We start from the raw sequence: 25879 nt of genomic DNA on the forward strand, positions 1-25879 counted from the left end.
TCCAGTTGTCTAAAAATCAGGCAGCGAAAGCGGCGATCACCGGATCACCTTTCAGCGCCCCGGCGCGCCCCATACCTGGACGGCCTCGACGTAGTACCCGGGCTGAGCCGGATGCGGCAGCAGCACCTGGTACTCGGCATAGACCCGGCCGTCCGCGAACAGCGTCACCGTGCCGTAGCGGGCCTTGCCGCGCCAGGTGCCGACCAGGCTGCGCTCTCCCGAATAGGGATCGACCTCGTCGGCAAAGCGGGCCTCGGCCCAGACCGGCTCGGCGCCGATCGTCAGGCCGAGTTTTTCCACCTGCCGGCGGATAGCCGCGCAGACTTCGAGACCGAGGACCGGGTCCGGAGCAGCCGGACCGCTGGCGTTCGGCATCGGCCCGGACTCAGGTGGCGAGCGGCGCGTAGCTGTAGCAGGTCTTCGGGCAGACGCGACCACAGGCACCGCAGCCAATGCAGTCGTTGATGTCCTTGATGGTCATCTTGGCAGCGGCGCTTTCGTCCTCGTCGTCATCGGCATCGGAATCGATCAGGTCGAGCACGTCGCGCGGACAGACCTTGAAGCAGCGGCCGCAGCCGATGCATTTTTCCTGATTGATCGCGGTGACGAACTCGGGAACCCAGGTGGCGCCGCCACGGGTAAGTGCAGTGTAGGAACTCATGATTCAACCTTTCTGAATGGCTGCCAGCTTGGCATTGGCTTCCGCCCAGGCCTTGCAGGCGTCGTACGTGGATTGGGCAAGGCCCGGGATTTCGAGATAGCCGGCGGGCAAACGATCCTCGACCAGATCGTGCATTTGCGATGCCCACTCGGACGAGATGCGTTTGAGCTTTTTCACTTCCTTGTCCAAGTTTTTGATTTCTTCCTCGGTCAAGTTAACCTCCTGTTGCGACAAAGTTCGACGATGAAAACCTGGTTCAGAGTCCGGCGACTTCGGGGTATTGCCCGATGCGCTCGAGGGCGATGCCAAGCAGCTTGTCGGCCTCGTCCTTCATCTTGGAGAGGCTGGCAAAACCGAAGCGATGCACGTCGCGCAGCGTCTTCTCGACGGCGACCAGCTTGCCGACGGTGATGATCGAGCGGCCGAAACCTTCGTGGGTCAGATGGACCAGCGGCACGGCGAGCAGCTTGCATTCCTTCTCGATCAGCACGGCGATGGCGTTGTAGAAGGCCTTGACGCGGGAAATCGTTTCGTCGTCCGGATCGCCGATCAGCGGGATGGTCGCCTTGCGCTCCTTGGTCATGATGTAGGGATCGAGGATCTTTTCGACCGTCCAGCCGGTGTAGGTGCCGTAGGTGTCCAGGGCGCGCATCTGGCGAGCCATTTCCTTGACGAAGTCGGTTTCGAAGATGGGATCAGCGCTCATGGTGAAACTCCTGTTGTGAAACATGTGATTGGTTTGATACGGGAATCAGTTGCGGGGCCGGCATTAGGCCGGGAATGAGGCCGATGGCGACGCGGACGATGGCCAGGGCGCTAAGGAAGCCGGCGATGGCACCGAGCGCCGTGGCGCCGTCGCTGCCATCTAGCAGCGAGCCGAGCCAGGCGCCGAAGATCATGGCGAAAGCCGGGAAGAGGTAGCCGAGCACGGCAGATAAACTCAGACGGTTGGCCGGTAGAGCGATCATCACCGTGTCGCCGGCCATGATGTCGCCGCTGACCGGCAGCGTGAGCAGGGTCGCCGGGCGGCCATTCGCCATCTTGCCGATGCCGCAACTGCCGCCCTGCCCGCAGGACGAGCAGCCGGCGGTTTCCATGGCGACAATGGCCTGGCCACCCTCCACCCGCTGGACGATGCCGCGGTGTTCGATCATTGATGTACTCATCCCTGCCACCCTTCCTCTTCCATGTTGGCGAAACGGTCCTCGGCCTTGGCCTTGGTCTGCGCCGCGATCGCCCGGTCGATCCAGGCGACGCCGCCGTCGGTCATGGCTTTCGAGATTTCGGCGAGCAGATCGTCGACGGCATCGACCTCGTTGATGCGGATCGGCTGGATGCCCTTGGCCATCAGCTTCTTGATCGCCGAGGCGCCGATCGCCATGACATAGACGGCGGCACAGCCTTCGAGGAAATCGACCTTGGCGATCAGCTTGTCCTCGTTGCCATCCATGGCCTCTTCGGCGAACTCTCCAACACCGACCAGGGTCGCCTTGTCCGGCGTCACTTCGTAGATGGCGAAGCCCTCGGCGGCGCCGAAGTGCTGATTGACGCGCAGGCGGTCGGTGGAAGCGAAGGCAACCTTGATCACGGCAGCGGGCTCCTGCTTAATGGACCAGACCAACTGCAGACGACGAGATGACATGTTGTTCACCGGGGCGAGTGTCTGCCCAGTAGCTTGATCGATAGGGTTCGGGTTCATGGTGTTGCCCCAGCATCAGGTTGGCGAGATCGAAAAGGGCTTGCCGCGTGCCGCGGTAGCCCACCCAGGTGCGGGCATAACCGCCCACGTGGTCGTACTGCGGAAAGCCGGCGCGCAGCAGCGGCAGGCCGAGACGGTGCGCCGTGTCGACGGCGTGGGAATTGGCGATGACCAGTTGGGCACCGGCCGCCCGCGCCTCTTTTTCCATGTCCTCGAGATCGCCGACGATGACCTTCTCGATCGGCAGCGTCGCCAGGCTTTCGTGCTTGGCTGGACTGACCGCGCTGACGATCTCGGCGCCCATGCTGGTCAGGAAACGGACTTGCATGCCGAGCAGGTCGGGATCAGCGGCCAGCGCGATGCGGGCGAAGCCGATCATGAAATGGCTGTCGACCATGGCGTCCTGCAACTGGGCGCGGTGACGTTCGATCTTTTCCGGTACCGGCTTGGCGGAAATCTCGGCCAGGGCCTGGGTGAAGGCGTCGCAGTCGTCGAGGCCCATGAGGCCGTCGAAACGGTAGTCGGGCACGCCGGTGCGCGCTTTCAGAATATTGGCCGCCTTGGCCAGCGAGGGGCCGACGACCAGCGTCGCAACCGACTCGCCCATGCTTTCGATTTCGACGCGCGGCGTGCCGCCGATGGTCAGCGAAGATGTCTCGGCCTCGACCAGGTGGCCGTCCAGCGAATCGCCGATGTCGGGCACGACGACCGGGCGCAGGCCGAAAGCCTCGATCCAGTCCTTGATCGCCTCGATGTCGCCCGGCGTCAGCATCGCCGAGGCCAGCACATTGACCTGCTTCGGCCGCTTGCCGACGCAGGCGCTTTCCGGCACCAGCGTCTGGATCAGCGACTCGATGGCCAGGGCGTAGCCGCTTTCCAGACAGCCGACGTAATCCGGCGTATTGACCGGGACCACGGCGACATGCTCGAACTCGGGATGGGCGGCGCGGAATTCCTTGACCGCGCGCAGGATGTCGGTGCCCTGCGTTTCCGAGAGCCCGGTGGTGACCAGGCCGATGATCTCCGGCTTGCTCTTGTCGGACAGCGTGCGCAGCGCCTCGATGATGTTCTCGTCGGCGCCCATGATGGTCGATACCTGATCCATGGCCGTCGTCTGCAGCGGGATCGGCTCGCGGAAATGGCGCACGAAGAAGACCTTGCCGAAGGCCGTGCAGCCCTGCGAGCCGTGCATCAGCGGCAGGCTGCGGTTGAGGCCGAGAAAGGCCAGCGAGGCGCCAATCGGCTGGCTGACCTTCAGCGGATTGACCGCCAGCGCCTTCTTGGATTGGATGATTTCAGCCATTTGGACATCGCCCCGTTGAGATTGGGTATCTCTTAGCAAGGAGCGCGCCAATAAACTACTTATTTAAAAACAATGGCTTGTAATAATTATCCGATGTAGGAAACGCAACAAATACGTTTCAAAGACGCCGCAGCCGGCGATCAGGATATTTCTGAACCCGGGTGCTTACGCCCGGCGGTCGACATCGAGCCGCGTCTTCTGTCGCCGGTCATGGTGCGAAGGATCGCGCAGTTTGTGCCCACCGATGATCAGTACGGGCACCATCAACAACAGCAGAAAGATGACGGCGCCGAGTAACAGACGGTTATCGAGGATGGCATCGAGCACGGGTTTCTCCTGTCGTCCGAGGACTGTTGCCAACGGCCGTTGGACAGGAGGCGGAGGCATTCGGTTCTGCCCCCATCAGCGTTGGCCGCGTAGACCTTCTCAATGGCCCTTGGGCTCGGCGAGGCGATGAAAGGCTTCGTGTACGTCGAAAAATGCAGCATCAATGTCCGTCGGGCTCGCCTGGCATTGCTTCTTCAGGGCAGCCATGGCCTGCAGCAGCGACTTCGGATCGCCGCTGCGGATGTCGCCAGCCAGACGTTCCAGTTCGTTCGTTTTAGCGCAGACGTTCTGCGAGCGCTCCTTGCCTGGCCGGGCGTGCCACAGCGGGGCGAGCACAGCATGCAAGGCATCGACATCCTTGGCAAAAGCGTGGTGGTGCCGATGATTGTCGTGCTGTTCGGCGGCGAGCGCACCGCCTGCCAACAGTGCGGCAACGATCAGGGAGATCGAGTTCGTGATTTTCCGGGGCATTTGAGTTCCTTGTCGTTAGCGTGTCTCCTGATCGGTCGGAGACTTCAGGCCGCCATTCTAGTGGCTATTTTTTTGCCGATGCCAGGTAGGCCGAACGGATGCTTTCCATCCGCTGCCGGTTAACCCCGAAATCCTCACGCCCGAGGCGGCTGGCACTACGCACCTCGATCACCCCGGCCGCCGGATTGACCCAGAATTCGAGGTCATCGACAAAGCGCAGCCATGGCGTCCGGGCCTCGGCGTAGAGGTAATCGGGCTGCTGCCTGACCAGACTGATCCCGGGCATCGTCGACAGAACCTTGACCAAGGCCTGCATCGAGGCCGTTGCGTTGCCATCGAGGAATTCCAGTGGAGCGATCTGCGCGTAGTCAAGCTGCGGGTGCGCGGGGTAAAGCATGGCCTGACTGCTGACGCTGTTGCGCGAGTTCGCCGGCGCCTTCAGGCGGCCTCCGCTCACGCCGAGATCGTTCGGCGACCGCCCGGCGAATAAGCCGACCTGGGCGCCGACCAGGGCGATCGCGATCAGGCCGAGAACGGCATAGATGATGATCTTGATGAGACCAGCAATATTTATATTACTCACTCAGTGGGTGCTCGCGGTGAATGCCTGGTCATGCACCTGCCCGGGAGGTAGCGGCAACAGCCCGGCGACTAATGACGATGCCGCCAATGCCGATGCCCGCCCCGGTGATGACCACGGTCATAACCGTAATAATAGCCTGCTGAGCGGTACGGACGGACGAAGGGCGGCGGTGCGTAAACCACCGGCGGCGGTGCGTAGTAGGCCGGCGGCCCGTAGCGGACGGGTGGCGCGTAGTAGACGGGTGGCGGCGCAACGTAGGCCGGGTAGCCGAACTGGACGTTCACGCCGACGCGCGGCTCGTGGGCATGGGCACCGGAAACCAGGCCGGCGGAGAGCACCAGGCCAAGCAGAGCGATGCGAAGAGTTTTCATGACTGCCTCCTTGACGATAAACCCAACCCAGGCGGATTGCGTATACCGATAAGAACGCATGAAGCGGCAGCAGGTTTCGCCCTGAAACATATCGAAACAAAACGCCGGCGCCAGCGCGCCTCTACCCTGCCCCTTGCATCAAGACTAAAACGTGCCCGCCAAGATCACGCCGTCAGCACGGCCCCCGAAATCGCCGCGGTCGCCCACGGCGCCGGCTTCCTGACTGCCGCCCAGACCGGGCTTTCCATCGACAGGGCGAGCTGGCGTGCCAGTTCGACCATGCCGCTGTAACCTGCATAGCCGAATTCGCGTTCCTGGTTGATGTCGAGGAAGGGAATCCGTGCCTTGAGCGCCGTGTAGAGATTGCGCCCGCCGGCGATCAGGATGTCGGCCTTGTACTCGTGATAGGTCGACAACAGTGCCTTCGGGCTGCCGTCGTCGATCATCTTGGTGTCCTCGCCCATCAGTTCGCGGATACGCGCCTTGTCTTCCTCGGTCGACTTCTTGGTGCCGGTGGCAACCACCTTCATGCCCAGATCCTGCAGCGCCGAGACAATGGACCACGACTTGACGCCACCGGTGTAGAGCAGCACGCGCTTGTCCTTGAGGCGAAGGCGCCAGGCATCAAGCTCTGCATTCGACTTGGCCTCCTCGCGGGCGATCACCACCTCGGTGCGCGCCATCAGGTCCGGATCGCCGATCAGTTTGGCGAAATCGCGCAGCGCATTGGAAACGTCGGCGACGCCGTAGAAGCTGCCTTCGAAGAACGGGATACCGAAATCATCCTGCATCTTGCGCGCCACGTTGAGCAGCGCCTTGGCGCAAACCACCATGTTCACCTTGGCGCGGTGCATGGTCTGCACTTCGTGGAAACGCGAGTCGCCGGACAGCGTGCACAGGATGCGCAGGCCGAGTTCATCGAACAGCGGCGCAACATTCCAGAATTCGCCGGCGATGTTGTATTCGCCGATCAGATTGACATCGTAGGTCGGCAGACCGTCGGCGCGCGGTGTCGCGGGTGCCGGTTCGGCGGTGCCGATGACGTGCTTGAACATCGCCTCGCCGGCCAGCCGGTTGCCGAGATTCTTGGTGCCGTAGAAGCCGGCGGCATCGACCGGCACTACCGGCACACCCCAGCGTTGGGCAGCGTCCCGGCAGACCGCTTCGATGTCGTCGCCGATCAGCGCGGTGACGCAGGTGTTGTAAATGAAGACTGCCTTCGGCGCATAGCTGTCGATGGCCTGCTTGATCGCATGGAACAGTCGCTTTTCGCTGCGCCCCATGACGACATCGGTTTCCGAGAGGTCGGTGGTCATGCCGATCTTGTACAGCGTGACGCCGGACGAGCGCGTGCCGCGATTGTCCCAGGAGGAACCGGCACAGGCGATCGGGCCGTGCACGATGTGTGCGACATCGGCAATCGGCAGCAAGGCGATCTGCGCGCCGTCAAAAGAGCAGCCGCCGGCGGTCGCCCCCGGCTTGGGCTTGGCGCACCCGGATTTTTCCTTGGTATTGTGGCTACAGGCCGGCTCGTCGAGCAGAGCCTGGATTTCGCTGGCTTTCATGCTGTTCTCCAGAGGTCTGGGTAACAGATAGCAAGACGGGTGCCATATCTAACAATATGTTTTATAAGCACTAATTTTTTATAACCTTGTCGCCAATGCGACAAGGCGATGGCTCTGCGACAAATCTCGAGGTGTGGTGCCGCCGTTTCGATCGGCCTACCGCAAGCCCCGGCCAGGCACTACAGTGAAAGAGGGGATTGCTCCCCGCTTGCCCATCATCGCAAGGAGGCTGAAATGTGCAACATACTGCTACCGGTCGATGGTTCCCGCCATGCCTTTGCCGCGGCGCTCTACGTGATCGAATTCGCCAAACGGCACGGCGCGCTGGAAGTGCATGTCATCAACATCGAGCCGGAGTCGGCGCAATGGCCGCACCGCAGTCAGGAGCCCACGGCCGACCTGGACCAGCTGACGGCGCGGGCACACATTGCGATGAAGGCGGTGCTGCATGCCTTCAACGAGGCCGGCATCCGCCACCAGGCACACGTCAGACAGGGCGATGTGGCGGAGACCATTGTCGCCCTGGCCGGGGAATTGGGCTGCGATACGATCGTGATGGGTACCCGCGGCCTGGGCGGCCTGGCCGCCGTGACCCTGGGTTCGGTAACGCGCAAAGTCCTGCTCCTGGCCACACTACCGGTGATCTGCGTCAAGGCCAATTAGCCCCCCGGCTCACCGCGCCAGCCCTAAAGCACCAGCTGATCGCGCAGCTTGGCCAGCGACTTCGGCCCCATACCCTTGGCGCGGCACAGGTCATCGAGCGAAGCGTAGGGACGACCGGCGATGATCGCTTTCGCCACGGCGGCACTGAGACCTTTGACGGCAAGCAGTTCGGCCTCGCTGGCCGAATTCACTGCCGTTCCCTTGGCGGCTGGCACCTTGCCGGCCTTGCTCGGTGCTTTGACAGCCTTGGCTGCCGGCTTGACGGCTGCCTTGGTCGCCGGCTGTTTGGCCGTTGGTGCGGGCTGGGCGACGACCGGCGCGTCCAGCACCAGATTACAGAAATCGCGCGTCACGTAACCGCCCGCGCCCCACTCGCGCAACATCACGGTCAGCACGCCGGGGCCTTCGGGGACAGCGGCCGGCACCACGAAATGGCAGGCAGACCAGGCGTTGCCGCCGCCCAGCACACCGAGGATCACGCTGGCCACCGGGATGCCCTGCCAGCTGCCGCCGGCATACGGCGCGGTCAGCGCCCAGACTTCGAGAGCCAGGGTACCGCTCAGGTTATCGTCGGCCCGCGGATTGTCGATGCTATCGACGCTCAGCGTCGCCATGCCATCGGCCAGGGCGCAGGTCACGTTACCGGACAGGCGCGGCTGGACGAAGCTCTCGGCCACCGGGTAAATCGCCAGATCGGCCACCACCGGCAAGCCGTCGGCACCCCAGCCGACGAGCGCCAGCGCCATGTTCTGTTCGGCCGATCCTGCCGGCGGCATCGCCGCCACGGTCGCCACGACATGCTGCCCGCCGGCCGCTGGATAGACCGCCACTTCGGCAACCTTGACGCCAGTCAGCTGCTTTCCGTGGAAAGCCTCGGCGCTACTCCACAATTGCAGTGCCCAGTGCGTTGCCGCCCCCAGTGCCGCGTCGGAAAAGTTCAGTTCGGCGTTGATCTGGACGGAGTCGCCGTCAAAGCGGTAACCATGCGTCGCGCCGATGCGCGCCAGGACATTTCCGGAAATTTCTGCTGTCATCATCAGGCCTGTTTTCAGTGTCGAACGGCCGCGCATTATAGGATCTGATTTCCGTTCCTTATCATCGGCTTAGGAAATATTTTCAGGGCACCGTCATGGTGCATTTCCAGCCAGGAACTTTGTCGCAAAGACCACAAAAAAGGGGCTCCGTGGAGCCCCTTGCTTTACCGGTAAGCGAAAGCTCAGTGGGCGGCAGCCTGGCTGGCGACAGCCGGGGTCGGCACCGTCTTCTTGTGGCCGGTATCCGGATGCCAACCCATGACCGCAAGCATCACGGCAAAACCGACGACGTAGGCGAGCATGACGTGCCAGCCGTGTTTGACCCACTGGACGGCCGACTTGGCTTCCGGATACATGTTGGACAGCGCGACACCGGCCGACGAACCGAACCACAGCATCGAGCCGCCAAAGCCGACGGCGTAGGCCAGGAAGCCCCAGTCGTAGCCGCCCTGGCGCAGCGCCAATGCGGTCAGCGGAATGTTATCGAAGATGGCGGACACGAAGCCCAGGGCCAGGGCCGACTGCCAGGAGGCCTTCGGCAGTTCTTCCACCGGCATCATCGAGGCGCAGAGCACCAGGGAGAGCAGGAAGATCGAGCCCTTGACGGTTTCCGGCAGCAGTTCCCAGTCGTGACGACGGACCGGGATGGTCAGGATGATTGCCACCCAGACGGCGACGCCGATGAAGGGGAAGTGTTCGGCCAGTTCCGGGAACTTGACGTTGATCGTGATGTTGGTCGCCACGGCGAAGACCAGCATGGTGGCGACGATGAAGATCCGCCCCCAATCGACATGGGTGTGGCCGTGGGCATGCTTGATGATCGGCGAGTAGGCGTGCTGCTGCTTGGCACCGAAGTAGCCGATGATCAGCAGCGCGATACCGGCCGCGACGTAGGCATCGAAAACCTGCACCGGGCTGATGCCGTCGATCCACATCATGGTCGTCGTCGTGTCGCCGACCACCGAACCGGAACCGCCGGCGTTCGAGGCGGCGACGATGGCAGCCAGGAAGCCGATATGCACCTTGCCCTTGAACAACTGGTGGGCCATGGCGCCGCCAATCAAGGCGGCGGCGATGTTGTCGAGGAAGCTGGAGATCACGAAAACCATGACCAGCATCACGAAGCCGCCCTTCCAGTCGTCCGGCAGGAACTTGGGCAGGATGACCGGCACATGGCTCTTCTCGAAATGCCGGGCGAGCAGCGCGAAGCCGGTCAGCAGGCAGAACAGGTTGCCGATGGTCACCCACTCATGGCCGAGGTGACCGACGAAGCCGGCGACGCCGACCCCGGTCTTGAAACCGGTGAAGATGATCTTGTAGAGGCTGATCGTGAACAGGCCGGTCAGCGCGACATAGAGCGTGTAGTGATGGAATAGCGCGACGCCGAGCAGGGTCAGCGCGAAGAGGATGAAATCGACGGGGATTCCCCCCACCGTCGGCAAGTCACCGGCGGCGAAAGCGGAAACCGGCAATAGGCATAGCAGTGCTAACAATCGATACATGGCTGTTCTCTTGATGATTAATATAATTGGCGAGACTTCCCGTTTCCGCCGGAAAGTGCGGATTGACGGGCATTGTCGGTGCTGCGGGCAAGCTTTTCAATCCCGGATATTCCCGAATCCCTACGGGTCTCCGGCACGCAATCAGTCTTCGTCCATGTCCCGGCGCGGCACTGTTTCCGGGTCGGCAATGATGCCGCGATAAATCTCGACCCGATCCCCCGGCTTCAACATGGCATCGAGCTTGACCAATCGACCGAAGACGCCGACTTTCTGGGCGCCCAAGTCGATATGCGGGAACTGCTTGAGAATGCCCGAACGTTCGATACCTTGAGCCACCGTCGACTCGTCCGGAACCTCGATATTCAGCCAGATTTGTTGTCCTGGCTCGGAATAAGCGACGCCGATTTGCATGTTTTTCTCCCTATGCCACGACCGGTGCTGCACCACCGGTCTTTCCCCTGGATTTTTCTTCCTGACGCATTTCCATCACCCGCTTGCCGGCGAGCAGGAAACCGAGCACCGCGAAGGCGCCTGGCGGCAGGATCATCAGCAAGGCCCCGCCGTAGCCAGGCAACTTCATTTCCAGGAAGGCGAAGGATGGCCCGAGCAGGTTGGAGGCCTGCGCAAACAGCGTACCGGACCCGAGAAACTCGCGAATCAGGCCGATCACGGTCAATGCCCCGGTAAAACCGAGGCCCATGGCGACGCCATCGACTGCCGAGGCAAAGACCCCGTTCTTCACGGCGAAGGCTTCGGCCCGACCGAGAATGGCGCAATTGACCACGATCAGCGCGATGAAGAGTCCGAGCACCTTGTAGAGATCATGCAGCCAGGCGTTCATCGCCATATCGACGACGGTGACCAGCGTGGCAATGAGCACCACGAAGACCGGAATACGCACCTGCGAACTGACGGTGTGGCGAATCATCGACACCAGGATATTGGAGACGACCAGCACCGCCGTGGTCGCCAGGCCCATGCCCAGGCCGTTGGTGCCGCTCGTCGTCACCGCCATGGTCGGGCACAGCGCCAGCATCTGGGAAAAGACGACGTTCTGTTCCCACATCCCGTCCTTGAACAACTTGCCGTAAGCATTGCTCATCGCAGCCCCCTAGCCCGTGATTTCAGATTTGTGGGCGGCGAAGAACTCCAGCCCGCCCTTGACCGCCTTGACCACGGCGCGCGGCGTGATGGTCGCGCCGGCGAACTGGTCGAAGATCCCGTTATCCTTCTTGACGCCCCACTTGTCCGGCGTCGGCTCGCCCAGGGACTTGCCGTCGAAACTCTTGATCCAGGCATCCTTCTTGACCTCGATCTTGTCACCCAGGCCGGGGGTCTCGACATGCTTGAGAACGCGCACCCCCAAGGTCCGGCCCTCGAGATCGACGGCCATCAGTACCTGGATATCGCCGGCGTACCCCCGTTCGGCCACTTTGAAGAGGGCCGCCTTGACCGTTTCACCCTGGCGAGCCCGGTAAATGGTCACGGTTTTGCCGTCTTTTTGCAGCTCGACCGTATCTTTGAGGAAATCGTTATCGGCCATGCCCTGCGGCAAGACCTCCGACAAGGAATCGCGCAAGTCCTTGGCCTCGGCCGCGGCGATGGCCTCGCTGGTAGCACTGGAAGCCAGGGCCAGCGCGCCACTGGCGAGCAAGGCAATGGTCCCTAGCAACACCGGCTGGTAGCCGATCTTTTCGCGGAAAGATTCAAAATTCATCTCAGGCTCCCTTGTTTTCCGGAATATCGAGTGGCTTGCCCTTGCGATCGCGGCCGAGGATGCGCGGCTTGACCAGGCGGTCGATGACCGGGGTCAGCGCATTCATCAGCAGTACGGCGAAGGCCATCCCCTCGGGATAAGCGCCGTAAGTCCGGATCACCCAGGTCAGGAAGCCGATGCCCAGCCCGAAGACGATCTGGCCGCTAGCGGTATTGGGCGAGGTGACGTAATCGGTGGCGATGAAGAAGGCGCCGAGCATGAGCGCGCCGGACAGCAGATGGGCCGAGACGCTCAAGTAGTGAGCCGGATCGACGGCATGGCCGATCGCCGCCGGAATCGCCACGCCGGCCAGCACCGCAACCGGGGTATGCCAGGTGATCACGCGGGTGATCAGCAGATACAGGCCACCGGCAAAGATCAGCATCGACGCCGATTCGCCGAAGCTGCCGGAACGGGCGCCGATCCAGGAAAGCGCCGGGGCATGCTCGCCGGCCAGCGAATGCAGCAGATCGATACCGCGCGACATCTCGGTCTTGGCATAGCCGAGCAGCGAGGCACTGGCCATGGCATCGGGCTGCGGCAGGCTGGTCAGAAAAATGCGCAGGCCATCGATGAAATCGGGGGCGGCCAATGTGGTCAGCGGCAGCGGATAGACCCATTGGGTCAGTGGCACCGGGAACGAGATCAGCAAGGCGACACGGGCCACCATGGCGGGATTGAAGACGTTCTGCCCGACGCCGCCGAACACCTGCTTGCCGATCACGATGGCGAGGAAGCCGCCGACCACGGCAACCCACCAGGGCGCCCAGGGCGGCAGGGTAAGCGCCAGCAGCCAGCCGGTGAGCAGGGCCGAACCGTCGAACAGCGTCCGCTTGATGCGGGTGACCCCCATCAGTTTCAGCGACAGCGCTTCGAAGCCGAGGCAGGACAGGATGGTCAACAACCAGAGGAAGAAGGATGGCCAGCCGAACAGCCAGAAGCCGTAGAGCGTGGCGGGGACGAGCGCCATCTGGACACGGAACATGGTGCGCGTCACCGAATTGCCACCATGAGCATGCGGCGAGGCAATAGGCTGGGCGGATAGGACAGTCGAAGTCATACGGTTTCTCCTTGTTTTGCTGCGTCGAGCGCAGCGGCCGCCTGCGCGGCGGCGCGTTCGGCTTTACGTCGGGCGGCCGCCTCGACCTTTTCCCGCGCCTCGCGCTCCAGACGCTCCTGGCGAGCCAGGGCAAGCTTCTTGGTCGATTCGGTACGCAACTGCGTACGCTGACGCGCCGAAAGATCACCCTTTGCGTGATAGAAGTACTGGACCAGCGGAATGTGCGACGGACAGACATAGGCACAGCAGCCGCAGGCGATGCAGTCGGTCAATCCGAGATCTGCGGCGCCGTCGAGGTCGTCGTTGCGGATGCGCGCACTCATCTCCAGCGGCAGCAGCCCCATCGGGCAAGCCTTGACGCAACTGCCGCAACGGATGCATGCCTCGGGCTCATAGCGGGCAGACTCCTCGGCATCGAGGAGCAGAATGCCACTCGTCCCCTTGATCACCGGCACCCTGGCATGGGGCAGAACGGAACCCATCATGGGCCCTCCCATGACCATCTTCGCCGCCGCGCCCTTGACGCCACCGGTGAAGGCAATCAGGTCGCTGACCAAGGTGCCGATCGGCACCTCGTAGTTGCCGGGCATTCCTGCAGCCTTGCCATTCAAGGTCATCAGACGGCTGACCAAGGGACGGTTCAGGCACACGGCGTCATGGACGGCATAGGCCGTGCCGACGTTATGGACGATCACGCCAACGTCGGCCGCACGCGCGTCGGAAGGCACTTCACGGCCGGCGAGCTCGACGATCAACTGACGATCCGAACCCATCGGATAACGCGCCGGAACCGGCACGATACGCACTTCGGCAAACCCCGACGATGCCTCGCGCATCGCGGCAATCGCCTCCGGTTTGTTGTCCTCGATACCGACCTTTGCCTGGCGCGCGCCGGTGGCAATCAACATCAGCCGGATGCCGGAAACGATCGCCGCGGCACGGTCGCGCATCAGGCGGTCATCGCAGGAAAGATAGGGTTCGCATTCGCTGCCGTTGATGATCAGCGTGTCGATGCTTGAACGCCGCCCAAGACTCAGTTTGACTGACGATGGGAAGGTCGCCCCGCCCAACCCGACCACCCCGGCGGCGGCGACAAGATCGGCGATCTCCGTCGGCGCCAGCGCAAAGGGGTTGGCCGGCCGCTCGTTGTCGAGCCAGCGGTCGTCGCCGTCGGCATCCAGGGAGATTGCTACGCCCGGCAGACCAGAGGCGTGCGGCGCGGTAATCTCGCCGATCGCGCTGACGATGCCGGAGGTCGGCGCGTGCAGCGGCGCCGAGATATTGCCTTGGGCGGCAGCAATCAACTCGCCTTTGAGAACCTTCTGACCAACCATGACCACCGGCCGGGCCGGCGAGCCGACATGCTGCGACAGCATCAGGTGCAGGCGCGGCGGGATCGGCAGGCGCCGGACGGGCTGATCGGCAGCCGGCCGCTTATGGTCGGCCGGATGCACCCCCAGCCGTTGCCGAGGAAGGATTGGAAAAGGTTCATGAAGCCCATGACACGCCCCTAGCTGACCGTACTCTGGTCCGCCTGCGCGGCGGCAGCGGCCGCAGCCGCAGCTCGCTCAGCCTTGCGTTTTGCAGCCGCCTCGACCTTCTCGCGATTTTCGCGGTCCAGGCGTTCCTGGCGCTGCAAGGCCATTTTTTTGGTCGCATCGTTGCGCAGCTTGGCGCGATCCTGCGACGCCATCTCGCCCTTGGCGTGGACAAAAAACTGGACCAGCGGAATCTTCGACGGGCAGACGTAGGCGCAGCAGCCGCAGGCGATACAGTCCTTGAGACCGAGGTCGATTGCTTCACCATAGACTTCGTTGCGGATGCGCGAGCTCATTTCGAGCGGCAGCAGGCCCATCGGACAAGCCTTGACGCAGCTGCCGCAGCGGATGCACGGATTCGGCTCCTGCTCGGCGACCTCGGCCGTATCGAAAGCCAGGATGCCGCTCGTGCCCTTGACCACCGGCACCCGCCAGTGCGGAATCTGCATGCCCATCATCGGCCCGCCCATGATCCGCCGCGCCAGGCCGAGACCATCGCCCTTCAGACCGCCGGCGAAGGCGATGACTTCTTCGGCCAGAGTGCCGATGCGGACTTCGATGTTGCCGGGCTGGCTGGCGCATTGACCGTTCAGGGTCACCAGCCGCGAAATCAGCGGCTTGCCTTCGCGCACGGCGGCGCGCACGGCGAGCGCCGTGCCGACGTTATGGACGATCACGCCGATGTCGGCCGGCCGGCCGTCAGCCGGCACTTCGATGCCGGTCAGTTCCTGGATCAGCTGTTTTTCCGAGCCCATCGGGTAGCGTGCCGGTATCGGCCGGATCTGCACATTGGCGAAGGGGCTGGCCGATGCCTGCATGGCGGCAATGGCTTCCGGCTTGTTGTCCTCGACGCCGACCAGCGCGACGCCGGCACCGGTGGCATGGAGCATGATGCGGATGCCATCGACGATGCCGGCCGCCTGGTCGCGCATCAGGCGGTCGTCACAGGAGAGATAGGGCTCGCACTCGCCGCCATTCATGACCAGCGTCGTCACCTTGGCGCGCGAGGCGCCGATCAGCTTGACCGCCGACGGGAATGCCGCGCCGCCGAGGCCGACGACACCGGCCGCCGCGACGCGCGGGCCGATTTCGGCTGCACTCAGTGCAAACGGGTCGGCGCAGCCGTGCAGTTCGACCCACTCGTCGGCACCGTCGGCTTCGAGAATGATCGCCGGCAGGCTCAAGCCGGAAGGATGCGGCGCCGTGATCTCGGTTACCGCCACCACCGTCCCGGAAGTCGGGGCATGAATCGGCGCCGAGACCATGCCTTGGGCATCGGCCAGCAGTTCGCCCTTTTTGACGTGCTGGCCAACCAGCACCACCGGCCGGGCCGGGCCGCCGAGGTGCTGCTGCAGCGGCAGATAGAGCTTGGCCGGAACCGGCATGACGCGCACCGGCTGGTCGGCTGCCGGACGCTTGCGGTCGTCCGGATGAACGCCCCAGTCGTCGCCGAGGAAATGCTGGAAGAGGTTCATCAATCCCATGGTGTTCTCACGCAGCCAAAGGCTTGGGCATGACCCAGTGTTGCAGGGTCACCGGCACCGGCTTCATGGCGAGCGCCTCGGTCGGGCATTTTTCGATGCAGCTGCTGCAGCCGGTGCAGGCTTCGCGCAGCACGTTGTGGATCTGCTTGGCGGCGCCGAGAATGGCGTCGGTCGGGCAAACCTTGATGCAGCGACAGCAGCCGATGCACAGCTCTTCGGCGACGACGGCGATCTTCGGACCGTCGTCGGACATCGCCGAGAGATCGACAGTCAAGCCCAGCTTGGCGGCGATCGAGGTCGCCAGAGCCTTGCCGCCCGGCGGGCAGCAGGTCGGGGCGGCGGTGCCGTCGACAATCGCCGTCGCGGCCCCGGAGCAACCGGGGAACCCGCACTGCCCGCAATTCGAACCGGGCATCATGGCGATCAGTTCATCGACCACCGGGTTGCCCTCGACCTGCAGGAACTTGTTGGCGATGCCGAGGATGATGCCGAGTGCGGCACCGAGGATGGTCAGGCTGAGAATGGCGGCGATCATGTCAAGCCTCCCGATGGGCCGCCCCGAGGGAGGCGGCGCCCCCTTGGGGGGGCAGCGAACAAGGTGAGCGTGGGGGTCATTTTCTATCTCCCTTAGACGTTCAGGCCCGAGAAGCCCATGAAAGCAAGGGCGAGCAGGCTGATGGTGACGAACGCAATCGGCGCGCCGGCAAAGGCGCCCGGGACACGGGCCAGGGCGACGCGCTCGCGCAGGCCGGCAAAGATGAGCAAAACGATGGTGAAGCCAAGCGCCGAACCGAAGCCGTAGAGCAGGCTCTTGAACAGGCTGAACTTCTGCTCGACGTTGAGCAGCGCGACGCCGAGCACGGCGCAGTTGGTGGTGATCAGCGGCAGGTAGATGCCGAGAGACTGGTAGAGGCCGGGGCTGGCCTTCTTGATGAACATCTCGGTAAATTGCACGACCGCCGCAATAACCAGGATGAAGGTCAGGATGCGCAGGTAGCCCAGGCCGAAGGGCTGCAGCATCCAGTTATCGAGCATCCAGGAGGCACCGGCGGCCAGCGTGATGACGAAGGTGGTCGCCAGCCCCATGCCGAGAGCGCTGTCCACACTCTTGGAAACGCCCATCACCGGGCAGAGGCCAAGGAACTTGATCAGCACCACGTTATTGACCAGGGCGGTGGATAGCAGCAGTAAGAGAAATTCGCTCATGGTTGTGAGATTCCAGGTTTTTCCCCTGCCCTCACTGCATAAGGCATGCCAAGCAGCGCCCGGACAACAAAACCCCACAGCGATGCGGCCTTCTGAAGCATGCGCACCAAAACAGGGCGTTTTTGCGGGAAACAAATGTCACAAAGCCGACAGACATTTCGTCGCATTTCCCCCGAAAGCCTGACGACAGGCCGCCATCGGCCTTGCCCAGGCAAAGCGGCACGGATTCTGCTAATCAGTAAAAAACGATCTATCGAGGAGCCCGTTCATGTCGGTCACACCGCTTGCCCAAGCCTGTACAGATACCAAGCAGGAATTGACACTGCCTTCCGAAGCCTATCGCCAGGCGGTGGATCAGGCCGACCTGGCGATTTCGATCACCGACCAGAAAGCCAAGATCCTTTTCGCCAACGAAGCCTTCTCCCGGGTCACCGGCTATGGCCGCGACGAAATCGTCGGCCAGAACGAATCGGTGCTCTCCAACCACACGACCTCAGGCGAAATCTACCAGGCGATGTGGGGTGAGCTATCGGCCCAGAAGCCCTGGTCCGGCAAGCTGCTCAACCGCAGAAAGAACGGCGACCTCTACCTGGCCGAACTGACCATCTCGCCGGTCGTCGATAGCACGGGAATCACCACGCACTACCTCGGCATGCACCGCGACATCACGGAACTGCACCAACTAGAGCGGGCGGTGCAAAACCAGAAGCACCTGATCGAATCGGTGGTCGATGCGGCGCCGATCGCGATCGCCCTGCTCGACCCGAGCGCCCGCGTGCTGCTCGACAACCTGGAATACAAGAAGCTGGTCACCGATCTCGGGGTCAAGGAGCCGGCGCACATGCTGCTCGACAGCCTGGCCCCGATGTGGCGCGAATCGCTGGCCGGCAACCCCAAAGGTTGCAGCTTCTTCAACCGCGAAGTGCGCATCGACCGTCCGGCCGGGCGCGCCCGCTGGCTGTCGGTGACCACCTCGGTGATCGACATGCAAAGCAACTGCGCCGACAGCTACTTCTGCGCCACCGGCCAGCCCGGACTGCTGCTCGCCATTGCCGACGTCACCAACCTGCGCGACGAACAGGAACGCACCCGCGCCGCCGTCCTGCAGGCCGTGCTGGCCGAGGAAGAACGCACCGCGGCGATCCGCGAGGGCCTGTCGGCGGCGATCTTCCGGCTCGAGGAACCGATGAACGTCATGGCCTCGGCCATTTCGGTGCTCCAGCGCCGCGACCCGGCCGCCGCCGAGATGTTGCAACAGGCGCTGAGCAGCAGCCGCGAGCACCTCGAGTCGCTGCGCAAGGTCATCCCGCAGAGCCCGCAGGAGATCGTGGTTCGCGTCAATGTCAATGAAATCCTGCGCGACGTGCTCGAAGTCAGCACGCCGCGCCTGCTCGGTGCCGGTGTCACCGTCGACTGGCAGCCGGCGGCGACGCTGCCGCCGATCCTCGGCCGCCCGCTGCAACTGCGCATGTTGTTCAAAGCCCTGGTCGACAACGCCATCGAGGCGATGAACGTCAAGGGCTGGAAACACCGCGAGCTGAGCCTGACCAGCGCCGTCGACCACGAGTGCATCATCGTCTCGGTTCTCGACAGCGGCCCCGGCATCCCGGAAGACTGGCGGCACAAGGCCTTCGAGCCCTTCTTCACGGCCAAGGGCGGCAGTGGCCGCCACATCGGCACCGGGCTGTCGCGCGTCCAGCAGGTGGTGGCCGATCACGGCGGCATCATCGATCTCGACGAAAGCCCGAGCGGCGGTTGTGCCGCCATCGTCGAGTTCCGCATCGATGGCGACCCGATCTAATAACAATAAATAACGAGAACAGCATATGCACGAACACATCATTCACAGCGCCAACGCCGATGCCGAGTGCCCGCCGCCCGGTGGCTTCTGCCGAACGCACGAGCTGAACATCCTGTTGCTTTCGGCGCTCTACGCCGTTAGCCAGGTGCTCAGCCGTTCGCTGGCCTTCAAGGATTCATTGCGCGACGTGCTGCGCGTCCTGCACGACGAAGCCGGCCTGGCGCGCGGCCTGATCAGCGTCGTCGATCCGGAGACCGGCAATCTGAACATCCATACCATCTACAACCCGGACGGCCCGGATTCCGACGCTGCCCAGTACGGACCGGGCGAAGGCATGATCGGCCTGGTCCTCGAAAAGCCGCGCACCATCAAGCTGGTACGCGTCGCCGACGAGCCGCGCTTCCTGAACCGGGAGAAGGTCTATCTGCCGGAACTGCCCTTCATCGCCGTGCCGATCAAGGTCGGCGGCAACCTCCAGGGCGTTCTCGCCGTCCAGCCCGAAGCCGAGGACGACGGCCTGCTTGAGGAACGAGCCCAGTTCGTCGAGATGGTCGCCAACCTGATCGGCCAGAGCCTGCGCCTGTCGCTCGAAGTCGCCCAGGAAAAATCGACCCTGCTCGAAGAACGCGACCTGCTGCGACGCACCGTCCGCCACCAGTTCGGTTTCGACAGCATGGTCGGCCGTTCGGCGGTGATGCGCCGGGTTTTCGACCAGGCGCGGATGGTCGCCAAATGGAACACCACAGTGCTGATCCGCGGTGAAACCGGGACCGGCAAGGAACTGATCGCCAACGCCATTCACTACAACTCGCCGCGCGCCCGCAATGCCATGGTCCGCCTGAACTGCGCGGCGCTACCCGAGAACCTGCTTGAATCCGAACTTTTCGGCCATGAGCGTGGCGCCTTCACCGGTGCCGTCGAATCACGCAAGGGACGCTTCGAACAGGCCCACGGCGGCACCCTCTTCCTCGATGAAATCGGCGAAGTCTCACCACCCTTCCAGGCCAAGCTGCTGCGCATCCTGCAGGAAGGCGAGTTCGAACGGGTCGGCGGCAGCAAGACGATCAAGGTCGATGTGCGGATCATCGCCGCCACCCACCGCGATCTCGAAACTGCAGTCGACATGGGTGACTTCCGCGAAGACTTGTTCTACCGGCTGAACGTCATGCCGCTGTTCCTGCCGCCGCTGCGCGAGCGGATCGAGGACATCCCTGAAATCGCCCGCCATCTGCTGACCAAGATCGGCAACGACCAAAAGCGCAAGCTCAGCCTGACCGACATGGCGCAGCGCCGGCTGGCCAGCCATGAGTGGCCGGGCAATGTCCGTGAACTGGAAAACTGCCTGGAACGCGCCGCCGTGCTCTCCGAGGACGGCCACATCGATGTCGACCTGATCCGCTTCCCGAGCGCCCGCGAACGCACGCCGCCCCGGCCGCAACGCAGCATGGCGCCGGCCACGGCCAGCCCGGCCGCCGAAGTCGATATCGACGACCCGAACCTGTCGGAAAAGGAGCGCGTCATTGCCGCCCTCGAGCAGGCCGGCTGGGTCCAGGCCAAGGCGGCCCGCATCCTGGGCATGACGCCGCGCCAGATCGCCTACCGCATCCAGACCCTGAACATCGAGGTCAAGCAGTTCTAAACCACCATCCGGCGCACCTTTTCAGCGACTGACCCGGCGCCGTAACAAGGCGCCGGGATAATATAAGTATCTTTTTATCTTCCGGATTGCCCATGCAGCGTTCGCCCTTCCTCTCCAACGCCGTCGTCGAAGTCATTTTCCTGAACATCCTGCTGCTGATCGCCGGTCTCGTCGGCATGGCGACGCATGGCTGGCAAGTGCTCGACGCCGTCTGGGTCGTGCTGTTGCTGGGCTTCGGTATCGGCAGCGGCCTGCTCTACCTGCGCAAGCTGTCGGTCGCCCTGACCCCGTTGCAGCAGATCAGCCGTGTCGCCGAGGAAGTCGCCAACGGCGTTATCGGCGCCCGCATCCCGCCAACCGGACGGCGCGACGAACTGGGCAGCGTCTGCACCAACGTCAATGCCATGCTCGAGCAGATGGAAACCTGCTTCCAGCAACAACGGGAAGCGCTGGCCGCGGCGAGCAGCAACCAGTTCCAGCGCCACATGGAAAGCAGCAGCCTGCGCGGTGTTTTCCGCGAGGCCGTCGACCGCGGCAACCAGTCGCTCGACATCCTGATGGCCAATTACCACAAGGAAATGCGCAACAACCTGCTGTCCCGCCTCGGCCAGCTGAATGCCGAAAATCTGCTGAAGAACATGCGGACCAGCCAGAAGGACATGCTCGGCATCGTCGCCTCGACCGATGAACTGGCCGAACTGTCGACCGCCAATGTCAGCGCCGCCGAGGAAAGCAGTGCCGCCATCTCGCATCTGGTCGCCGCGATGGACCATCTGGTCGACAAGATCGAGGGTACCGGCCGGGCGATTACCGAATTCAACGGCCATCGCGAAGAAATCGCCCGTTCGGTTGCCCTGATTGCGACGATCGCCGACCAGACCAACCTGCTCGCCCTCAATGCCGCCATCGAAGCCGCCCGTGCCGGCGAGCACGGACGCGGCTTTGCCGTCGTCGCCGACGAAGTGCGCAAACTGGCCGAGCATTCCAAGGATGCCTCTTCGGCCATATCCGGCGTCATGCAGACACTGCAGGGCGATGCCGAAAAGATGCTGGTCAATTCGGAAGAGATGCGCGGCATTGCCTCGGAATCCCGCCACACCATCGGCGATTTCGATCGCCGATTCGCCACCGTCGCCGAATCGTCAGCCACCGCCATGGCGCAGATCCGCTACGTCCATGATGTCAGCTTTGCCTCGCTGGCCAAGATCGACCACTTCATCTACAAGCAGAACGGCTACATGGCGATCAGCCGCGGCGCGGAATCCGAGAACGCCCAGGCGATCAAGGTCAACGAGACCGGCTGCCGCCTCGGCAAATGGTTGGCCAACGACGCCACGACGGCCACCTTCGGCCAGCTCGGCGCCTTCAAACGGGTCGCCGCACCGCACCGCGACGTGCATCAGAATATGCATCGGGCACTGGAGTTCATGGGCCAGGGCTGGGAAACCGATTTCGACGTCCAGGCCAGGCTGTTCTCCGCCTTCGAGGACGTGGAACGCGGCAGCGACGGCGTAATCGATGCCCTGGACGACATGGTGCGCGAAAAGAACGGCAATCGCGGCGCCGCCTGAGCGCATGCGGCGTCCGGCCGGACGCCTCAATAGACCCGAAAGGGCAGGAAGCGGGTGTTGATCCGGTCGTAGACGCCATTGCGGCGGATGGTATCGAGCGCCTTGTCGAGCTTGTCCTTGAGTTCGGCGTGGCGCGGGCTGATGCCGAAGCAGGCATCGCCGTCGAGTTCCGCCGCCCCCAACGGGGTTACCTGCAGCCCCATTTCAAGGAACCGGGGATTCTTCTGCAGGCTGAAGCTGGTCATCAAGGGCACGAGGATTGCCTGCGCGACACCGGCCGACAATTGATCGAGCATTTCGTCGCTGGTCTGGGCACCGATGCTCGGCCAGGCCTTGGTCCTCACATAATTTTCCTGCACCGAGCCGCGAAAGGTCGAGACGCGAACATTGGACTGACCAGGCCGGAATTTCGGGGCCGACAGCCAGAGCGTGATCGAGCGGTAGATTGGCTGGCTGAAAAGAATCCGCTCGCGGCGCGCCGGCGTGTTGAGCAGGCCCAGCGCCGCAACGTCGTAGCGACCGGCGGCCAGATCGTCGACCAGCCGATCGAGGTGGGTGACCTGGAAGTCGCAGCTCCGCTTCATTTCCTCGCACAGCGCCTGGGCTATGGCGTAGCTGAAGCCGGTCAGATTACCTGCGGCGTCGCGGTAGGCCATCGGCGGCGCGTCATCGAGCACGGCCACGCGCAAGGCGTTGGCCGCGGCGAACGCCGGGCACGGCAGCAAGGCCAGCACAGACAGCAGACTTGCGCTTGCCACGACAGGAAAAGACCCGAACTTCATCGATTGACGACAACCCGTTTGAGGAGGCCGCATGCTAACACCGCCGGCAACGCCCAATAAACTCGGCAATCACCCTGGTTACGCCGCGTTTATTCGTTATAATGCGCGCCCACGCGTTCTTAGCTCAGTTGGTAGAGCGTCTGCCTTACACGCAGAATGTCGGCGGTTCGAGCCCGTCAGGACGCACCAGAATTTGATCTATTGTGATACACAATAGTCCGAAGAACCCCGCAAATGCGGGGTTTTTTATTGCCGGTTCGTCCAGTGTCGTCTAAAGTGGTTTGAAGAAATACCATCGTTTTTGTTGGTATCTTTGTTGGTATTTCAAAGGGCTGTTGGTATACGCCCAAAAACCAACCAATTTAGAGGTGTTGCATGGCACTGACTGATCTTGCAATCCGGACAGCGAAACCGGATGAAAAACCAAGAAAACTGGTTGACGAAAAGGGGATGTACCTCCTCATCCAGACGACCGGAGCCAAGCTTTGGCGGATGAACTACCGCTTCGATGGCAAGCAGAAAACACTTGCGCTTGGCTCTTACCCGGAAACCAGCCTCGGCCAAGCCAGAGATAAACGGGACGAAGCCCGGAAAAAACTCGCACAAGACATCGACCCTGGCGAACAGCGCAAGCTGGAAAAACAGGAACGGCGTACATCGCTCGCAAACACTTTTGAGGTCATTGCACGCGATTGGATGAAGGTTCGTGGCAAAGAATGGAGTGAAGAATACGCAGGAAAGACCCGCGCATGCATGGAGCGCCATGCCTTCCCATCGATTGGAAGCAAGCCGATCAAGGACATTAGCGCTCCTGAACTCCTTGCCATGCTTCGTGCCATTGAAAAGCGTGGAACGGTCGACATGGCGCATCGTATCCAGCAGCATTGCGGCGCCGTATTTCGCTATGCAATCAGCACCGGCATCGCAGACGCTGACCCAACCCCAGCCTTCACGGAGCGCTATCAACGGTCAAAACTCAGCACTATGCTGCCATGACTGACCCCAAGGATTTTGCTGAACTGCTGCGCGCCATCGATGGATATCGCGGAGAGGTCACCACCAAAATCGCCATGCTGATGCTGGCCTATACCTTCCAACGGACTAAAGAAATTCGCTTTGCCGAATGGTCACAAATTGATCTCTAAGGAGCCATGTGGCGCATTCCTGCCGAGGTCATGAAAATGCGCCAAGCGCACCTCGTCCCGTTAAGCAAACAAGTCATAAGCCAACTAGAAGAACTAAAAATCCTCACTGGCTCTGGCCGACTGCTGTTTCCATCAATGAATCGCCCCGGGTTTGGTGGAGGCTCTAACTCTTGAGAAGATAGAGCCATGAAGAAGTCAGTTAAGTTCTCCCCCGAATTTCGTGAGCGCGCCGTGCGCATGGTTGCCGAAAGCCGTGCCGATCATCCGTCGCTGTGGTCAGCCGTTGAATCCATTGCGGTCAAGATCGGTTGCACGCCGCAGACGCTGCTGACCTGGGTGCGTCAGCACGAACGAGATGCCGGCCAGCGCGAAGGGCCGACCACGGCGGACCAGAAGCGTGTCAAGGAACTGGAGCGCGAGGTCAAAGAGCTGCGCAAAGCCAACGAGATCCTCAAGCTTGCCAGCGCGTTTTTCGCCCAGGCGGAGCTCGACCGCCGATTCAAGTCTTGAGGTCTTTCGTCGACGAGCATCGTGCTGCCTTCGGGGTCGAGCCGATCTGCAGGCAATTGCAGATTGCCCCGTCGGGCTACCGGCGTCATGTCGCTCGGCGGCGCAATCCTGAACAGCGCAGTCAGAGAGTGCGGCGTGACGAGGTGTTAGTGCCCGAGATCAAGCGCGTCTGGCAGGCCAACCTGCAGGTCTATGGTGCCGACAAGGTCTGGCGGCAACTGAACCGCGAAGGCATCGCGGTGGCCCGTTGTACGGTCGAGCGACTCATGCGGCGTCAAGGTTTGCGCGGAGTCATGCGCGGCAAGGTGGTGCGCACCACGATCAGCGACAGCAAAGCGGCTTGCCCGCTGGATCGGGTCAATCGACAGTTCAAGGTAAGCGCCCGGCGAACTCATCTGTGAATTGACGGCTTAGACCGTGAAGATAGTGTCCACTAAAAAAGATGGTGGACACGATCGATGGAAGTTAAGAAGCCGAGCCGCCGCAGGCGGACTCACCCCGAGGAGTTCAAGCAGGCAGTGATTGCTGCCTGTTGTGAGGCCGGCGCTTCAGTTGCCGGCATTGCGTTGGCCAATAGCGTCAATGCGAATCAGGTCCGTCGCTGGATGCGGGAACGGGGCATTGAGCCACCGAGCCGCAGCCTGCCGGCACGGTCGATTTCACCGGCGCGCGGCACAGAACCCGCCTTTGTGCCGGTACCGATGCCACCCATCGTCTCAAGCATCCCCGACATTCGGATCGAAGTTCGGCGTGGCAACACGGCGGTGAAGATTGAATGGCCTGGACAGGCGGCGAGCGATTGCGCCGCCTGGTTGCGAGATTGGCTACGGTGATTCGGGTCGATGCCCTGTGGTTATCGACCACGCCGCTGGATATGCGGGCGGGGACCGAGACGATCCTGGCCCGGGTCGTCTCGATGTTTGGCGAAGCCCGACCCCACCATGCCTATCTGTTTGCCAATCGCCGAGCCAACCGGATGAAAGTGCTGGTCCATGATGGATACGGTATCTGGCTAGCGAACCGTCGGCTCAATCAGGGGCGATTCTGCTGGCGGCACGGCAACAGCAGCGTCGAGCTCAGCCGGCCGCAGTTTGATGCACTCGTCCTCGGTCTGCCATGGGAACGACTGGCTGACGGCGGTGTGATCCGGATTGTTTGACGGTCCACCATTGGGGAAGTCCACGATGGTCAGATCGGGCGGCGGACGG

General features: G+C 62.6%; 31 protein-coding genes, 1 tRNA gene, 1 pseudogene and 1 other annotated feature. Of the genes and pseudogenes, 10 read left to right on the forward strand and 23 right to left on the reverse strand.

Annotated features, from left to right (window positions below; genetic code table 11):
* Nucleotides 1-51: 51 nt before the first annotated feature.
* From NQE15_RS17310 to nifE, 12 genes are all read right to left on the reverse strand, one after another.
* Entirely contained in the window at nt 52-438 is a 387-nt protein-coding gene (locus NQE15_RS17310) for a hypothetical protein (protein WP_265943086.1), read from the reverse strand.
* Nucleotides 386-661, reverse strand: coding sequence for a ferredoxin III, nif-specific (gene fdxB, locus NQE15_RS17315; protein WP_265943088.1), 276 nt, complete (start codon nt 659-661; stop codon nt 386-388). Before fdxB ends, NQE15_RS17310 begins: the two co-directional genes overlap by 53 nt.
* A gap of 3 nt (nt 662-664) precedes the next feature.
* The gene (locus tag NQE15_RS17320) at nt 665-874 is read right to left on the reverse strand and encodes a CCE_0567 family metalloprotein (protein ID WP_265943090.1); all 210 of its coding nucleotides are present in this window, start codon (nt 872-874) and stop codon (nt 665-667) included.
* 43 nt (nt 875-917) lie between these two features.
* Nucleotides 918-1367 (reverse strand): NifX-associated nitrogen fixation protein, encoded by a 450-nt coding sequence (locus tag NQE15_RS17325; RefSeq protein WP_265943092.1) that lies wholly within the window; start codon nt 1365-1367, stop codon nt 918-920.
* The gene (locus tag NQE15_RS17330; RefSeq protein ID WP_265943094.1) at nt 1357-1815 is read right to left on the reverse strand and encodes a SoxR reducing system RseC family protein; all 459 of its coding nucleotides are present in this window, start codon (nt 1813-1815) and stop codon (nt 1357-1359) included. Before NQE15_RS17330 ends, NQE15_RS17325 begins: the two co-directional genes overlap by 11 nt.
* Before the next feature lie 8 nt (nt 1816-1823).
* On the reverse strand, nt 1824-2303 hold the full coding sequence (locus NQE15_RS17335) for a NifB/NifX family molybdenum-iron cluster-binding protein (RefSeq protein ID WP_265943095.1): 480 nt from the start codon (nt 2301-2303) through the stop codon (nt 1824-1826).
* Entirely contained in the window at nt 2266-3663 is a 1398-nt protein-coding gene (nifN, locus tag NQE15_RS17340) for a nitrogenase iron-molybdenum cofactor biosynthesis protein NifN (protein WP_265943097.1), read from the reverse strand. Before nifN ends, NQE15_RS17335 begins: the two co-directional genes overlap by 38 nt.
* Nucleotides 3664-3828: 165 nt before the next feature.
* Complete coding sequence (locus NQE15_RS17345; protein ID WP_265943098.1) at nt 3829-3990, reverse strand: hypothetical protein; 162 nt, start codon at nt 3988-3990, stop codon at nt 3829-3831.
* Between the two features lie 99 nt (nt 3991-4089).
* On the reverse strand, nt 4090-4461 hold the full coding sequence (locus NQE15_RS17350; protein WP_265943099.1) for a hypothetical protein: 372 nt from the start codon (nt 4459-4461) through the stop codon (nt 4090-4092).
* 64 nt (nt 4462-4525) lie between these two features.
* Nucleotides 4526-5044, reverse strand: coding sequence for a DUF1499 domain-containing protein (locus NQE15_RS17355; protein ID WP_265943100.1), 519 nt, complete (start codon nt 5042-5044; stop codon nt 4526-4528).
* 68 nt (nt 5045-5112) lie between these two features.
* A complete protein-coding gene (locus tag NQE15_RS17360; protein WP_265943102.1) occupies nt 5113-5415 on the reverse strand; it encodes a hypothetical protein in 303 nt (100 codons plus the stop codon).
* A 164-nt stretch (nt 5416-5579) separates the two neighbouring features.
* The gene (gene nifE / locus NQE15_RS17365; RefSeq protein ID WP_265943104.1) at nt 5580-6980 is read right to left on the reverse strand and encodes a nitrogenase iron-molybdenum cofactor biosynthesis protein NifE; all 1401 of its coding nucleotides are present in this window, start codon (nt 6978-6980) and stop codon (nt 5580-5582) included.
* 234 nt (nt 6981-7214) lie between these two features.
* On the opposite strand from nifE, the gene NQE15_RS17370 reads away from it, so the two are divergent.
* On the forward strand, nt 7215-7643 hold the full coding sequence (locus NQE15_RS17370; protein WP_265943106.1) for a universal stress protein: 429 nt from the start codon (nt 7215-7217) through the stop codon (nt 7641-7643).
* 23 nt (nt 7644-7666) lie between these two features.
* On the opposite strand, the gene NQE15_RS17375 is transcribed toward NQE15_RS17370, so the two are convergent.
* The 10 genes from NQE15_RS17375 to rsxA form a co-directional block, all read right to left on the reverse strand.
* Entirely contained in the window at nt 7667-8680 is a 1014-nt protein-coding gene (locus NQE15_RS17375) for a ComEA family DNA-binding protein (protein ID WP_265943108.1), read from the reverse strand.
* A 179-nt stretch (nt 8681-8859) separates the two neighbouring features.
* On the reverse strand, nt 8860-10179 hold the full coding sequence (locus NQE15_RS17380; RefSeq protein ID WP_265943110.1) for a citrate transporter: 1320 nt from the start codon (nt 10177-10179) through the stop codon (nt 8860-8862).
* 141 nt (nt 10180-10320) lie between these two features.
* Nucleotides 10321-10590, reverse strand: coding sequence for an RnfH family protein (locus tag NQE15_RS17385; RefSeq protein ID WP_265943112.1), 270 nt, complete (start codon nt 10588-10590; stop codon nt 10321-10323).
* 10 nt (nt 10591-10600) lie between these two features.
* On the reverse strand, nt 10601-11281 hold the full coding sequence (locus tag NQE15_RS17390; RefSeq protein WP_265943113.1) for an electron transport complex subunit E: 681 nt from the start codon (nt 11279-11281) through the stop codon (nt 10601-10603).
* A gap of 9 nt (nt 11282-11290) precedes the next feature.
* On the reverse strand, nt 11291-11896 hold the full coding sequence (gene rsxG, locus NQE15_RS17395; RefSeq protein WP_265943114.1) for an electron transport complex subunit RsxG: 606 nt from the start codon (nt 11894-11896) through the stop codon (nt 11291-11293).
* Between the two features lies 1 nt (nt 11897).
* Nucleotides 11898-12995, reverse strand: a complete 1098-nt coding sequence (locus tag NQE15_RS17400) for an RnfABCDGE type electron transport complex subunit D (protein WP_265943115.1) — start codon at nt 12993-12995, stop codon at nt 11898-11900.
* Nucleotides 12992-14449, reverse strand: a complete 1458-nt coding sequence (gene rsxC / locus NQE15_RS17405) for an electron transport complex subunit RsxC (RefSeq protein WP_265943116.1) — start codon at nt 14447-14449, stop codon at nt 12992-12994. The genes NQE15_RS17400 and rsxC (NQE15_RS17405) overlap by 4 nt, the downstream gene beginning before the upstream one ends.
* A 56-nt stretch (nt 14450-14505) precedes the next feature.
* Nucleotides 14506-16017, reverse strand: a complete 1512-nt coding sequence (rsxC, locus tag NQE15_RS17410) for an electron transport complex subunit RsxC (RefSeq protein WP_265943117.1) — start codon at nt 16015-16017, stop codon at nt 14506-14508.
* 7 nt (nt 16018-16024) lie between these two features.
* Complete coding sequence (locus NQE15_RS17415; RefSeq protein ID WP_265943119.1) at nt 16025-16552, reverse strand: RnfABCDGE type electron transport complex subunit B; 528 nt, start codon at nt 16550-16552, stop codon at nt 16025-16027.
* A gap of 92 nt (nt 16553-16644) precedes the next feature.
* Entirely contained in the window at nt 16645-17223 is a 579-nt protein-coding gene (rsxA, locus tag NQE15_RS17420; protein ID WP_265943121.1) for an electron transport complex subunit RsxA, read from the reverse strand.
* A gap of 268 nt (nt 17224-17491) precedes the next feature.
* Between rsxA and nifL the strand changes: the two genes are divergently transcribed.
* The 3 genes from nifL to NQE15_RS17435 all read left to right on the forward strand — a co-directional run bounded on the left by nifL (nt 17492) and on the right by NQE15_RS17435 (nt 22234).
* Entirely contained in the window at nt 17492-19024 is a 1533-nt protein-coding gene (gene nifL, locus NQE15_RS17425) for a nitrogen fixation negative regulator NifL (protein ID WP_265943123.1), read from the forward strand.
* Nucleotides 19025-19049: 25 nt separating this feature from the next.
* Nucleotides 19050-20663, forward strand: a complete 1614-nt coding sequence (gene nifA / locus NQE15_RS17430) for a nif-specific transcriptional activator NifA (RefSeq protein ID WP_265943125.1) — start codon at nt 19050-19052, stop codon at nt 20661-20663.
* A 92-nt stretch (nt 20664-20755) separates the two neighbouring features.
* The gene (locus tag NQE15_RS17435; protein ID WP_323054907.1) at nt 20756-22234 is read left to right on the forward strand and encodes a methyl-accepting chemotaxis protein; all 1479 of its coding nucleotides are present in this window, start codon (nt 20756-20758) and stop codon (nt 22232-22234) included.
* 26 nt (nt 22235-22260) lie between these two features.
* Here NQE15_RS17435 and NQE15_RS17440 read toward each other — a convergent pair whose 3' ends face one another.
* Entirely contained in the window at nt 22261-22992 is a 732-nt protein-coding gene (locus NQE15_RS17440; protein ID WP_265943127.1) for a substrate-binding periplasmic protein, read from the reverse strand.
* Between the two features lie 137 nt (nt 22993-23129).
* On the opposite strand from NQE15_RS17440, the gene NQE15_RS17445 reads away from it, so the two are divergent.
* The 6 genes and pseudogenes from NQE15_RS17445 (at nt 23130) to tnpB (ending at nt 25830) form a co-directional block, all read left to right on the forward strand.
* Nucleotides 23130-23205 (forward strand) — tRNA-Val (locus NQE15_RS17445).
* Between the two features lie 186 nt (nt 23206-23391).
* Nucleotides 23392-24012 (forward strand): tyrosine-type recombinase/integrase, encoded by a 621-nt coding sequence (locus NQE15_RS17450; RefSeq protein ID WP_265943129.1) that lies wholly within the window; start codon nt 23392-23394, stop codon nt 24010-24012.
* Nucleotides 24009-24161: a hypothetical protein gene (locus tag NQE15_RS17455; RefSeq protein WP_265943130.1), complete on the forward strand. Its 153-nt coding sequence runs from the start codon at nt 24009-24011 to the stop codon at nt 24159-24161. The genes NQE15_RS17450 and NQE15_RS17455 overlap by 4 nt, the downstream gene beginning before the upstream one ends.
* A gap of 186 nt (nt 24162-24347) precedes the next feature.
* Nucleotides 24348-25045 (forward strand): annotated as a pseudogene (locus tag NQE15_RS17460) (IS3 family transposase); the annotation flags it as partial.
* Nucleotides 24626-24742 (forward strand) — a sequence feature (AL1L pseudoknot). (Overlaps the previous pseudogene by 117 nt.)
* Before the next feature lie 84 nt (nt 25046-25129).
* Entirely contained in the window at nt 25130-25504 is a 375-nt protein-coding gene (locus tag NQE15_RS17465) for a transposase (RefSeq protein ID WP_265942633.1), read from the forward strand.
* Nucleotides 25447-25830, forward strand: coding sequence for an IS66 family insertion sequence element accessory protein TnpB (gene tnpB / locus NQE15_RS17470; protein ID WP_265942632.1), 384 nt, complete (start codon nt 25447-25449; stop codon nt 25828-25830). The genes NQE15_RS17465 and tnpB overlap by 58 nt, the downstream gene beginning before the upstream one ends.
* Nucleotides 25831-25879: the final 49 nt, after the last annotated feature.

It is taken from the genome of Dechloromonas sp. A34 (assembly GCF_026261605.1).
In the GTDB taxonomy this organism is placed as follows: domain Bacteria; phylum Pseudomonadota; class Gammaproteobacteria; order Burkholderiales; family Rhodocyclaceae; genus Azonexus.

Excerpts from the sequence above, each read along its gene's own strand:
- NQE15_RS17450 (WP_265943129.1), top strand. The coding sequence starts at position 23,392 with ATGGCACTGACTGATCTTGCAATCCGGACAGCGAAACCGGATGAAAAA.
- NQE15_RS17325 (WP_265943092.1), bottom strand. The coding sequence starts at position 1,367 with ATGAGCGCTGATCCCATCTTCGAAACCGACTTCGTCAAGGAAATGGCT.
- NQE15_RS17330 (WP_265943094.1), bottom strand. The coding sequence starts at position 1,815 with ATGATCGAACACCGCGGCATCGTCCAGCGGGTGGAGGGTGGCCAGGCC.
- NQE15_RS17360 (WP_265943102.1), bottom strand. The coding sequence starts at position 5,415 with ATGAAAACTCTTCGCATCGCTCTGCTTGGCCTGGTGCTCTCCGCCGGC.
- tnpB (WP_265942632.1), top strand. The coding sequence starts at position 25,447 with ATGGCCTGGACAGGCGGCGAGCGATTGCGCCGCCTGGTTGCGAGATTG.
- rsxA (WP_265943121.1), bottom strand. The coding sequence starts at position 17,223 with ATGAGCGAATTTCTCTTACTGCTGCTATCCACCGCCCTGGTCAATAAC.
- NQE15_RS17465 (WP_265942633.1), top strand. The coding sequence starts at position 25,130 with ATGGAAGTTAAGAAGCCGAGCCGCCGCAGGCGGACTCACCCCGAGGAG.
- NQE15_RS17455 (WP_265943130.1), top strand. The coding sequence starts at position 24,009 with ATGACTGACCCCAAGGATTTTGCTGAACTGCTGCGCGCCATCGATGGA.
- NQE15_RS17370 (WP_265943106.1), top strand. The coding sequence starts at position 7,215 with ATGTGCAACATACTGCTACCGGTCGATGGTTCCCGCCATGCCTTTGCC.
- NQE15_RS17400 (WP_265943115.1), bottom strand. The coding sequence starts at position 12,995 with ATGACTTCGACTGTCCTATCCGCCCAGCCTATTGCCTCGCCGCATGCT.
- nifL (WP_265943123.1), top strand. The coding sequence starts at position 17,492 with ATGTCGGTCACACCGCTTGCCCAAGCCTGTACAGATACCAAGCAGGAA.
- NQE15_RS17350 (WP_265943099.1), bottom strand. The coding sequence starts at position 4,461 with ATGCCCCGGAAAATCACGAACTCGATCTCCCTGATCGTTGCCGCACTG.
- nifA (WP_265943125.1), top strand. The coding sequence starts at position 19,050 with ATGCACGAACACATCATTCACAGCGCCAACGCCGATGCCGAGTGCCCG.
- rsxG (WP_265943114.1), bottom strand. The coding sequence starts at position 11,896 with ATGAATTTTGAATCTTTCCGCGAAAAGATCGGCTACCAGCCGGTGTTG.
- NQE15_RS17380 (WP_265943110.1), bottom strand. The coding sequence starts at position 10,179 with ATGTATCGATTGTTAGCACTGCTATGCCTATTGCCGGTTTCCGCTTTC.
- NQE15_RS17385 (WP_265943112.1), bottom strand. The coding sequence starts at position 10,590 with ATGCAAATCGGCGTCGCTTATTCCGAGCCAGGACAACAAATCTGGCTG.
- NQE15_RS17375 (WP_265943108.1), bottom strand. The coding sequence starts at position 8,680 with ATGATGACAGCAGAAATTTCCGGAAATGTCCTGGCGCGCATCGGCGCG.
- rsxC (WP_265943117.1), bottom strand. The coding sequence starts at position 16,017 with ATGGGATTGATGAACCTCTTCCAGCATTTCCTCGGCGACGACTGGGGC.
- NQE15_RS17435 (WP_323054907.1), top strand. The coding sequence starts at position 20,756 with ATGCAGCGTTCGCCCTTCCTCTCCAACGCCGTCGTCGAAGTCATTTTC.
- NQE15_RS17335 (WP_265943095.1), bottom strand. The coding sequence starts at position 2,303 with ATGTCATCTCGTCGTCTGCAGTTGGTCTGGTCCATTAAGCAGGAGCCC.
- NQE15_RS17390 (WP_265943113.1), bottom strand. The coding sequence starts at position 11,281 with ATGAGCAATGCTTACGGCAAGTTGTTCAAGGACGGGATGTGGGAACAG.
- NQE15_RS17415 (WP_265943119.1), bottom strand. The coding sequence starts at position 16,552 with ATGATCGCCGCCATTCTCAGCCTGACCATCCTCGGTGCCGCACTCGGC.
- fdxB (WP_265943088.1), bottom strand. The coding sequence starts at position 661 with ATGAGTTCCTACACTGCACTTACCCGTGGCGGCGCCACCTGGGTTCCC.
- nifE (WP_265943104.1), bottom strand. The coding sequence starts at position 6,980 with ATGAAAGCCAGCGAAATCCAGGCTCTGCTCGACGAGCCGGCCTGTAGC.
- nifN (WP_265943097.1), bottom strand. The coding sequence starts at position 3,663 with ATGGCTGAAATCATCCAATCCAAGAAGGCGCTGGCGGTCAATCCGCTG.